The organism is Actinophytocola sp. (genome assembly GCF_035762905.1).
GTDB lineage: Bacteria > Actinomycetota > Actinomycetes > Mycobacteriales > Pseudonocardiaceae > DASYTH01.
The window spans coordinates 1-8,224 of record NZ_DASUCC010000088.1; the positions used below are offsets into that span (position 1 = coordinate 1).

10 protein-coding genes are annotated in these 8,224 nt (G+C 72.3%); 7 read left to right on the forward strand and 3 right to left on the reverse strand.

All coding sequences use genetic code 11. The annotated features are described in order from the left end of the window. The first annotated feature begins 188 nt into the window (after window positions 1-188). The 4 genes from VFV67_RS17655 (at window position 189) to VFV67_RS17670 (ending at window position 3,638) form a co-directional block, all read left to right on the forward strand. Window positions 189-1,307, forward strand: coding sequence for a sensor histidine kinase (locus VFV67_RS17655; protein ID WP_326471335.1), 1,119 nt, complete (start codon window positions 189-191; stop codon window positions 1,305-1,307). Then, window positions 1,304-1,969 (forward strand): response regulator transcription factor, encoded by a 666-nt coding sequence (locus tag VFV67_RS17660; protein WP_326471337.1) that lies wholly within the window; start codon window positions 1,304-1,306, stop codon window positions 1,967-1,969. The genes VFV67_RS17655 and VFV67_RS17660 overlap by 4 nt, the downstream gene beginning before the upstream one ends. Before the next feature lie 78 nt (window positions 1,970-2,047). After that, the gene (locus VFV67_RS17665) at window positions 2,048-2,716 is read left to right on the forward strand and encodes a DUF2306 domain-containing protein (RefSeq protein WP_326471338.1); all 669 of its coding nucleotides are present in this window, start codon (window positions 2,048-2,050) and stop codon (window positions 2,714-2,716) included. Continuing rightward, window positions 2,655-3,638, forward strand: coding sequence for an NAD(P)-dependent alcohol dehydrogenase (locus tag VFV67_RS17670; RefSeq protein WP_326471340.1), 984 nt, complete (start codon window positions 2,655-2,657; stop codon window positions 3,636-3,638). Before VFV67_RS17665 ends, VFV67_RS17670 begins: the two co-directional genes overlap by 62 nt. On the opposite strand, the gene VFV67_RS17675 is transcribed toward VFV67_RS17670, so the two are convergent. After that, window positions 3,625-4,206 carry a peptidoglycan-binding domain-containing protein gene (locus tag VFV67_RS17675; RefSeq protein ID WP_326471342.1) on the reverse strand — a complete coding sequence of 194 codons (582 nt, stop codon included), beginning with the start codon at window positions 4,204-4,206 and terminating at the stop codon, window positions 3,625-3,627. The genes VFV67_RS17670 and VFV67_RS17675 overlap by 14 nt on opposite strands. Before the next feature lie 73 nt (window positions 4,207-4,279). Further along, window positions 4,280-5,122 (reverse strand): serine/threonine-protein kinase, encoded by an 843-nt coding sequence (locus tag VFV67_RS17680; protein ID WP_326471344.1) that lies wholly within the window; start codon window positions 5,120-5,122, stop codon window positions 4,280-4,282. A gap of 99 nt (window positions 5,123-5,221) precedes the next feature. On the opposite strand from VFV67_RS17680, the gene VFV67_RS17685 reads away from it, so the two are divergent. The 3 genes from VFV67_RS17685 to VFV67_RS17695 are packed head-to-tail and all read left to right on the forward strand — an operon-like array spanning window position 5,222 to window position 7,453. Then, window positions 5,222-6,511 carry a sensor histidine kinase gene (locus tag VFV67_RS17685; RefSeq protein WP_326471346.1) on the forward strand — a complete coding sequence of 430 codons (1,290 nt, stop codon included), beginning with the start codon at window positions 5,222-5,224 and terminating at the stop codon, window positions 6,509-6,511. Further along, on the forward strand, window positions 6,508-7,167 hold the full coding sequence (locus VFV67_RS17690) for a response regulator transcription factor (protein WP_326471348.1): 660 nt from the start codon (window positions 6,508-6,510) through the stop codon (window positions 7,165-7,167). The genes VFV67_RS17685 and VFV67_RS17690 overlap by 4 nt, the downstream gene beginning before the upstream one ends. 10 nt (window positions 7,168-7,177) lie before the next feature. Further along, entirely contained in the window at window positions 7,178-7,453 is a 276-nt protein-coding gene (locus VFV67_RS17695; protein ID WP_326471350.1) for a hypothetical protein, read from the forward strand. Between the two features lie 8 nt (window positions 7,454-7,461). Here the strand turns inward: VFV67_RS17695 and VFV67_RS17700 are convergent. After that, window positions 7,462-8,224, reverse strand: a 763-nt coding sequence (locus VFV67_RS17700) for an NADP-dependent oxidoreductase (protein WP_326471351.1), incomplete at its 5' end; no start/stop codon positions are given.

Genomic DNA, 8,224 nt, shown 5'->3' on the forward strand with positions numbered 1-8,224 from the left:
CGAAGACACCACCGACGCGTACACCACACCCCCTCGACAGGGAGGGGCTCAGGGACCCCGGTTCGCCAGTGATCGGTGGGTGGGCGGTGGGGTGCCGGGCTACCGGGGGGTCTGCCGGCGCCGAGGGGGTGGGCGGGGTCGTACTTTGGGCTGATCTGGGGGTGGGGGTGGGCTCGTACTATGGGCGGGTGGTTGAGGTGGTGCGATCGGTGTGGCGTGAGGGGCGGCCGGCGGGGGCGCCCGGGGTGCGGGGGTGGGACTGGGGGCTGGTGGCGGTTGTGGTTGTTGCCGCTCTGGTTGAGGTGGGGGTGCGGGACGACATTGTGGCGCCGGGGTGGTCGTTGGGGGTGACGTTGGCGCTGGTGCCCTTGTTGTTGTGGCGGAGGGTGCAGCCGCTGGTGGTGGTGGCGGTTGGGTTTGGGATTTGTGCTGTGGTTCCGCTCATCGTGGGGGATGAGGTGGGGCTGAATGCGATGGCGTTCATGGTTGTGCTGCCTTATGCGCTGAGTCGGTGGGGGTCGGGGCGGGAGGTGGTGATCGGGAGTGCGGTCATGATGGGGAAGTTGGGGGTTTCGTTGGGGGCGGGGACGATGACGGTGGGGGAAACGGCGGGTGGGGTGCTTGTGTTGGCGGCGGCGGGGGCGGTGGGGGCGGCCGTGCGCTACCGGGCGCGGGCGCGAGGGCGGGAGCTGGATCAGGTGAAGTTGCTGGAGCGGGAGCGGTTGGCCAGGGACCTCCATGACACGGTGGCGCACCATGTGTCCGCGATGGCGATCAGGGCGCAGGCGGGGTTGGCGACGATGGGGGCCGAGCCGGGGGCGGCGGCGGATGCGCTGCGGGTGATCGAGGGGGAGGCGTCGCGCACGTTGGCGGAGATGCGGACGATGGTGCGGGCATTGCGGCGGGATCTGCCGGCTGAGCTGGCGCCGACCTTGGGGATCGGGGATCTGGCGCGGTTGGCGGATCGGGGTGGGCAGGGGCCGGTGGTGGACATCGAGGTCGTGGGCGAGGTGGGGGAAGTGCCGCCGGCGATCGGGGCGGCGATCTACCGGCTGGCGCAGGAGTCGGTGACGAACGCGCGGCGGCATGCGCGGCATGCGACCAGGATCGAGGTGCAGGTGTTGGCCGATGACACGTCGGTGCATCTGCGGGTGAGTGACGATGGGGACGCGGCGACGAGCGGGTCGCCGGGGTACGGGTTGATCGGGATGATCGAGCGGGCGGATCTGCTCGGGGGGAGCTGCACGGCCGGGCCGAACCCCGGGCGGGGGTGGACGGTGACGGCCGTGTTGCCGCGGGCCACATGAGCATCAGCGTGGTGGTCGCGGACGACCAGGAGATCGTCCGGACCGGGTTGACGATGATCCTGAACAGCCAGCCCGACATCCAGGTCGTCGGCGAGGCGGCGGACGGCCGGCGGGCGGTGGAGCTGGCCCGGCGGTTGCGGCCGGACGTGTGCCTGTTCGACATCCGGATGCCCGAGGTGGACGGGATCGAGGCGACCAGGAGGCTTGCCGGACCCGACGTGGCCGATCCGCTGGCCGTGGTGGTGATCACCACGTTCGACCTCGACGAGTACGTCTACGCCGCGCTTCGGGCCGGGGCCAAGGGATTCCTGCTCAAGGACGCCGGCACCGAACTGCTCGGCCAGGCCGTCCGGGCGGCGGCGGCCGGCGACGCGCTGATCGCCCCCAGCGTCACCGCCCGGCTGCTCGAGGCGTTCGCCGGCACCGGGCCGGACAGCCCGCCTGCACAGCCGATCGAGGCGCTCACCGAGCGCGAGGAGCAGATTCTCGCGGCGGTCGCCGGTGGACGGACCAACGCCGAGATCGCCGCCGAGCACTACATCACGTTGAGCACCGTCAAGACCCACGTCGCGAGCCTGTGCGCCAAGCTCGGTGCCCGCAACCGGGTCGAGATCGCCATGTGGGCCTACGAGACCAACCGGGTCCGGCCCGGGCGGAAGTAGGAACCAGCCGAAAGTACGGCGCGACGGCGGCCCAACGGCCGATGAGTCGAACCCACCGCGACCGCCACGATTCCCGGCATGAGAACGCGCCGATGGATACCCGCCGCGCTGGTCCTGTACAGCGCCGTCCCGGTGGCCGCCGGGGCCATCCGGGTAGCCAGCCTCACCGGCGGTGTGCCGGAACTGCCGGACACCGACCGGTTCCAGGCCATGCCGGTGCCGGTGCTGCTGCACATCGTCGGCGCCAGTCTGTTCTGCGTGCTCGGCGCGTTCCAGTTCACCGGGCGGCAGGGTCGCCGGCACCGCGTCGCCGGACGGCTGCTGGTCCCGCTGGGACTGGCCGGGGCACTGTCCGCCCTGTGGCTGGTGCTGTTCCTGCGGCACCCAGCCGGCGACGGCGCCCTGCTGGCCGGCTTCCAGATCGCCGCTAGCACCGGCATGGCCGCCGCGCTCGTCCTCGGCCTCGGCGCGATCCGGCGGCGCGACGTCACAAGGCACCGGGCCTGGATGATCCGCGGCTACGCGATCGCCCAGGGCGCCGGAACCCAGGCACTGATCGTGGCGCCGGTGGCCCTGACCGCCGGCCAACCCACCGGGGTCACCCGGGCACTGCTGCTCGGCGCGGGCTGGGCGGTCAACATCGCGGTGGCCGAATGGATCATCCGCAGAACGGGAGGAACAACCCATGAAAGCGATCGTGCAGGATCGGTACGGCCCGCCGGACGTGTTGCGGCTGGACGAGGTTGACCGGCCGGTGCCGCGCGGCAACCAGGTACTGGTGCGGGTGCACGCGGCCGCGGTCAACGCGCTGGACTGGCACTTCATGCGGGGCGACCCGTACCTGGCCCGGATCGGGCTCGGGTTCAGCGGGCCCCGCACGAAGATCCGCGGCGTCGACTTCGCCGGCACGGTCGAGGCAACCGGCCCGGACGCCACCCGGTTCCGCCCGGGCGAAGAGGTGTACGGCGAGGCGTTCGGCGCGTTCGCCGACTACGTGTGCGCCCCGGAGAACGTGCTGGACACCAAGCCGGCCAACCTGACCTTCCCGGAGGCGGCCGCGGTGCCACTGGCCGGCAACACCGCGCTGATCGGCCTGCGTGATCTCGCTGAACTCCAACCGGGACAACGGGTCCTGATCAACGGCGCGTCCGGCGGGGTGGGCACGTTCGCCGTGCAGATCGCCAAGGCGTACGGCGCGGAGGTGACCGCGGTGTGCAGCCACCGCAACGTCGAGCTGGTCGAGTCGCTCGGCGCCGACCGGATCATCGACTACCTGCGCGAGGACTTCACCCGCAGCGCCCCGCCGCACGACGTCGTGTTCGACCTGGTGGGCAACCGGTCGCTGACCGACCTGCGCCGGGTACTCACCCCGCGCGGAACCCTGTTGCTCTCCGGTGGCGGCACGTCCAACGGCGGCAGCCTGGTCGGCCCGATGGGCCTCGGATTCAAGGGAAAGCTGCTGTCCTCATTCGTCAAGCAGCGGGTGCACGTCCTGTTCGCCAAGCAGGCCACGGAGAACCTCGCGGCCCTGCGGGAACTGATCGAGTCCGGAAAGGTGCGGCCGGTGATCGACCGCAGCTACCCGTTGCGCGAGGTGCCCGCCGCGATCCGGTACCTGGAGGACGAGCACGCCCGCGCAAAGGTGGTCATCGTCGTCACGGAGTCCTGACCGAACCGTGCTCCACCAGGTAGTCCACGAAGTGGATGTCGTTGCCCAACTGGACACTGGCCTGGTAGCTGCCGTCGTTCGGAGTGTGCTCGATCAGGTTGACCCCGAGCGTGCCGGACTCGGTGCCGGGCGCCAGCTCGCTGGCCAGCGGCACCGAGCCGCCGGGAATCGTGGTGTTGTTCGAGTCGTACATCTCGTAGCTGCCGGCCGATTCGCCGGCCGCAGCCGGGCCGGTGCCGGAGTTGCGCACCGTCCACTGTAGACCGCCGCCCTGGATTGCCGGTGCGGCGGCGTACTCGAGTTGCAGCGACCCGCTTCCGTTGCTGCTGGAGCTCTCCAGCGCGGCCCAGGTCGCCGGTCCGATGATGCCGTCCACGGTCAGGCCGTGCGCACCCTGGAAATCCCGAACCGCTTCCTGGGTCAGCGGCCCGAACAGCCCGTCGATCTGGTGGTCCTGCGGCGGGTACCCGGCGCTGGTGAGCAGTTGCTGCGCGTAGGAAACCCACTCGCCGCTGGCCCACCGTTGCAGTACCGGGTGGTCCCCGGTGACTTCGTGATACTGGCTCATGTGGGCAAAACTGCTCCGCGCGAGCCGCCGGCACCAGGACCGTTCGGGCAGGCGACGGTGAAGCCCGCGATGATCAGCGGGCGGGTCCGGCCGCCGGGTCGGCCCAGGACGGCCACGGCCGCAGGTCGTCCGGCACGGCGGTGGCCAGTGCGGTGAGCGCCCGCGGGGTGCTCGGCCGCCGCGCGGGGTCCGGGTCGATCAGCGCCCGCACCAGGCCGACCAGCTCGGAGTTGCCGGGCAGCGCCGCGGTCGGGGCGCCGCCGGTGAGCGCCTCGAGCAGCGTCACCCCGAGCGCGTAGAGGTCCATGCCGACCGTGACCCGCGCGCCCGGCGCCAGTTCCGGCGCGGCGTAGCCGGGTGTGCCCACCGGGTGCCCAACCGGCAGCGCGGCGCCGATCCGCCGGGCCGAGCCGAAGTCGGTGAGCACCGGGCGCATGTCGCGCAGCACCACGTTGTCCGGCCGGATGTCCAGGTGCGCGATGCCGCGCTGGTGCAGCGCGTTCAGCCCGGTCAGCAACTGCGCGCCGAGCAGCGCGACCTCGTCCTCGTCGAGCGGGCCGTTGGCCGCGATGTCCTCGCGCAGCGCCGGGCCGTCGATGTACTCGGTGGTGATGAACGGCGGGTCGGCGCCGGTGGCGTCGGTGTACAGCCGCGGCAACGCCGGATGCGGGTTGCCGGACAGCGCGGCCACCTCGCGGGCCAGGGACCGGCGGACCCGCGGGTGGTGGATCTGGTGCGGCCGCGGCAGCTTGAGCACCGCGGGGCTCCACAGCGGAACCGACCACACCAGCCAGGTCTCGTAGCGCGGCCCGATGCCGATCCGGTCCCAGGCCAGGAACCCGCCGGGCAGCTTGGAGCCCTGCAGGCACGACCACATCGGGGCGCCGTCGTGCTCATCCGTGCGCACGGTCAGCATGTGTCCACCGTCCGCGAACCGGGCAGCCGGCGCCATTGCACCTTGGGACTAGCACTTCTGGACGATCCTTTCGCCGCGCCCGCGCCCTACCCTTCGGTAGTGGCATCCACAGCCGGGTTGGTCGCCCGGTTCACCGCCGCCGGGGTGATCGTCCTGCTCGCCCTGGCCGCGTTGATCGGCCTGACCGCCCGCGAAGCCGGCATCGAGCAGGCCACCGAGGCCGCCGGCCAGGTGGCCTGGGTGACCGCGCGCGGCGTGATCGAGCCCCGGCTGGACGGCGCGGTGATCGCCGGCGATCCCGCCGCGCTGACCGCCTTCGACGCGGCCATGCGCCAGTACGTGCTGCAGGGTTCGCTGGTCCGGATCAAGCTGTGGGACACCGACGGTCGGGTGATCTACTCCGACGAGCCGCGGCTGCAGGGCGGCGTCTATCCGCTGGACGCCGTCGAGATGGAGGCGTTGCGCCAGCAGCGCACCGCGTCGGCGGTGAGCGACCTGACCATGCCGGAGAACCGGTACGAGACCCAGCACGGCAAGTTGCTCGAGGTCTACGTCGGCGTGCGGGCCGTGACCGGCCAGCCGCTGCTGTTCGAGTCCTACTTCCGCTACGACGCGGTGAACGAGGCCGGCCGCGCGGTCTGGCGCCGGTTCGCCCCGGTCGCGCTCGGCGCGCTGCTGGTGCTGCAGTTGGTGCAGATCCCGCTCGCCGCGTCACTCGCCCGCCGGGTGCGCCGGCAGCAGCGCGAGCGGGAAACCCTGCTGCGGCACGCGGTGGACGCTTCCGACGCCGAGCGCAGGCGGATCGCCGGGGAGCTGCACGACGGCGTGGTCCAGCAGCTGACCGGGATCACCTACGCGCTGGACGCGGCCCGGTTGGGGCGCCCGGACGAGGCACGCCGGGCCGAGGTGATCACCCAGGCGGCCACCGATCTACGGGCCGGGGTCGGCGCGCTGCGCTCGCTGCTGGTCGACATCTACCCGCCCAACCTCGCCGAGGAGGGTCTGGCCAGCGCGCTGGCCGAGCTCGCCAGCGGCCTCGAGCGCACCGGCATCCGGGTGCGGCTGAACACCAACGGCGCAGCGGACCTGCCGCCGGTCACCGCCGGCCTGCTGTTCCGCGCCGCCCAGGAGGCGCTGCGCAACGTGGCGCAGCACAGCGACGCCGGCCAGGTGGAGATCACCGTGGTGGAGCGGGACGGCCAGGCCCGGCTCACCGTGGACGACGACGGGCGGGGCTTCGACAGCGAGCGGATCGGCAGGCCGGCCGAGGGCGGCCACTTCGGGCTGCGCGCGCTGAGCGACCTGATCGCCGGCGCGCGCGGCCGGCTGATCGTGCGCTCGGCGCCGGGCGCGGGAACGAGGGTGGAGGCCGAGGTGCCGATGTCATGATCAGGGTACTGATCGTCGACGACCACGCGATCGTGCGCCGTGGGCTCGCCCAACTCCTCGGCACCACAACGGATCTCGAGCTGGCCGGTGAGGCGGCGGACGGTCGGGAGGCGGTCGAGCAGGCCAGCCGACAGCGACCTGACGTGGTGCTGATGGACCTGTCCATGCCCGGACTGGACGGCGTGCGGGCGATCACGCGGATCCTGGCCGTGCTGCCGGACACCCACGTCCTGGTGCTCACCTCGTTCAGCGACCAGAACCGGATCCTGGACGCGCTGCACGCCGGAGCCGAGGGCTACCTGCTCAAGCACGCCGAACCGGAGACCATCCTGTCCGGCATCCGGGCGGTGGTGGCCGGTGGTTCCCCGCTGGACCCCAAGGCGGCCCGGGTGCTGCTCACCAGCCGGCGCACGCCGCGGCCGGGTGCGCACCTGACCGACCGGGAGCGCGAGGTGCTGCGCATGGTCGGCGACGGCCTGCCGAACAAGTCGATCGCCCGCCGGCTCGGGATCAGCGAGCGGACCGTGAAGGCCCATCTCACCAGCGTCTACCACCAGCTCGGCGTGACCGACCGCACCCAGGCGGCGCTGTGGGCGCAGCGGCAGGGGCAGGTACTAGAACCAACGGACAATGGCCCGCTCCCGGGCGACGGGTGACGATTCGGACGTGACCGCCGCCGAGCCGCCGCACCCCGATCCGCGGCCCGTCGTTCTGGACAACGGATCGGCCGGCCGGCAGCCGCGACTGCGGCCGCGGACCGTGCTCGTCAGCGCGGTGTGCGCGGTGCTTGCGGTGGTCGGTCTGGTCGCCGGAAGCTGGAGCCTCTGGTCGGCGGTGGGTGACGCGCCGCCGGCCGATCCGCCCGCCCCGCTGTGGTTCTCCCCGCCCGCGCCGGTTCTGGTCGACCCGCCGGACACCGGGCAACGCGTGCCCGACCAGTAGCGCCACGCTCAGAGATCCAGCCGTACCAACATCTTCCCGATGTTGTGCCCGTCGAGCATGGCCAGGAACGCATCAGGTGCGTTGCGCAGACCGCTGAACTCGGTCTCCTGGTAGCGCACCTCGCCGCGCCTGATCCAGTCGCTCATCTCGCGGTAGAACGCCGGCCGCAGGTCGGTGTGGTCCATGACCAGCATCCCCCGGATGGCCAGCCGCTTGGCGATGATCATGCCGAGGTTGCGCGGCGCCGGGGTGGGTTCGGTGGCGTTGTACTGGGAGATCATCCCGCAGACCGTGACCCGGCCGTGCACCTGGAGCGCGTCGATCGCGGCCTCGAGGTGCTCGCCGCCGACGTTGTCGAAGTAGACGTCGATGCCGTCGGGCGCCGCCGCGCGCAGCTGCTCGGCGACCGGGCCGGCGCGGTAGTTGAACGCCGCGTCGAGGCCGTAGTCGTCGAGCAGCATCCGGACCTTCTCGTCGGAGCCGGCGCTGCCGACCACGTAGTGGCCCCTGAGCTTGGCGATCTGCGCCGCCAGCCCGCCGACCGCGCCGGCCGCGGCGGAGATCCACACGATGTCGCCCTCGCGCAGCGCGGCGACCTCGAGCAGACCGACGTAGGCCGTCAGGCCCGGGCCGCCGAGCACGCCGAGGTAGGTCTCGGCGGGCGCGATCGAGGTGTCCACCCGGCGCAGCGTGCCCACGCCGCCGAGCCCGACGCTGCCGGCGTCCACGACCGCGTGCTCGCGCCACCCGAGCGCGTGGGCGACCGTGTCG

Bases quoted from the DNA above. Each gene is read 5' to 3' on its own strand.
- VFV67_RS17660 (WP_326471337.1), top strand. From the start codon at position 1,304: ATGAGCATCAGCGTGGTGGTCGCGGACGACCAGGAGATCGTCCGGACC.
- VFV67_RS17670 (WP_326471340.1), top strand. From the start codon at position 2,655: ATGAAAGCGATCGTGCAGGATCGGTACGGCCCGCCGGACGTGTTGCGG.
- VFV67_RS17680 (WP_326471344.1), bottom strand. From the start codon at position 5,122: ATGCTGACCGTGCGCACGGATGAGCACGACGGCGCCCCGATGTGGTCG.
- VFV67_RS17665 (WP_326471338.1), top strand. From the start codon at position 2,048: ATGAGAACGCGCCGATGGATACCCGCCGCGCTGGTCCTGTACAGCGCC.
- VFV67_RS17675 (WP_326471342.1), bottom strand. From the start codon at position 4,206: ATGAGCCAGTATCACGAAGTCACCGGGGACCACCCGGTACTGCAACGG.
- VFV67_RS17690 (WP_326471348.1), top strand. From the start codon at position 6,508: ATGATCAGGGTACTGATCGTCGACGACCACGCGATCGTGCGCCGTGGG.